This is a genomic window from Endozoicomonas sp. ALC013, assembly GCF_049310205.1.
Lineage (GTDB): Bacteria > Pseudomonadota > Gammaproteobacteria > Pseudomonadales > Endozoicomonadaceae > Endozoicomonas.
Genome location: NZ_JBLYNS010000407.1, coordinates 1 through 1,088 on the forward strand (window position 1 = coordinate 1; position 1,088 = coordinate 1,088).

Here is a 1,088-nt window from a genome sequence, read left to right on the forward strand (position 1 = left end):
ACCGTCGTATGATATTATTCTCGCCTTCATACCTTCATACCTCCATAAATGAGGCAGTAATGAATAATATTGACGGTCGCAGGCTTTCAGACTCCATCAGGGAAGAAATTCGATTCAAAGCAATAAAGGACTGGAATGCAGGTATGAGTCCTACAAATCTTGCTCACAAGTATGGAACCTCAAGAAAAATAGTCTATCAATGGATAGACCGATACAAACAGCGTGGCTGGGACGGCCTGAAAACCCGTACAGGTAAAACTGGCCCCAAGCCAAGACTGTCAGCCGTTCAGGAGCAACAGCTAAAGCTACTTCTGAGAACCCGAACACCTATTGATTATGGCTACCAAACTACATTGTGGACATGCCAGATCATAGCAGCACTCATTGAAAAGACTTTTCAGGTCAAGTATGTACCTGGCGGTGTTCGCAAACTGTTAAAACGCTTGGGTTTCTCGCCCCAAAAGCCTCGCTGGGGGGCTTGGGAACAGGATAAAAAAAATAGAAGAATGGCTTGATGAGCGTTATCCCGCGATACTTCGGCAAGCAGAAGAACAAGATGCAATCATCTTCTTTCTGGATGAATCTACAGCAAAATCTGAGTGCCATCGTGGCAGGACATGGGGCGTAAAAGGACTAACTCCAGTTGTAAAAACAACAGGCTCCAGACACAGGTTGAACATTGTTTCTGTAGTGAGTTCAGAAGGTATCCTGAGATACCGGACATTTACCGGGAAAATGGATCGCTTTATGTTTGTTGACTATCTGAAGTCATTGGTCCGAAGTGTTGACAAGCCAGTGATCATAATCACAGATGGTCATCCTGCACACCGGGCAAAATATACGAAAGCTTATGTAGAACAAGAGCCGAAGCTGCTTGGGCTGCACATACTGCCAAGCTATTCTCCGGAGTTAAATCCTGATGAACAGGTCTGGAATCAGCTCAAAGAAAAGCTGGGAAAAGTCGCTTTGAAGACCAAAGATGAGTTCACAAGTTTTGTTCGTAGCAAGATGCGAGCACTACAAAAAATGCCTGAAGTGGTGAAAGGTTTTTTCAGGTTGCATGACACCAGATATGCTTGCAGGCAGTG

Annotated in this window: 2 protein-coding genes; both read left to right on the forward strand. The window is 44.8% G+C overall.

Annotation, left to right across the window (positions count from 1 at the left end):
* Window positions 1–59: 59 nt before the first annotated feature.
* Window positions 60–515: a winged helix-turn-helix domain-containing protein gene (locus tag ACO6V1_RS24160; protein ID WP_422469176.1), complete on the forward strand. Its 456-nt coding sequence runs from the start codon at window positions 60–62 to the stop codon at window positions 513–515.
* A gap of 16 nt (window positions 516–531) precedes the next feature.
* A partial coding sequence (locus ACO6V1_RS24165) for an IS630 family transposase (RefSeq protein WP_422469178.1) occupies window positions 532–1,088 on the forward strand: 557 nt, incomplete at its 3' end.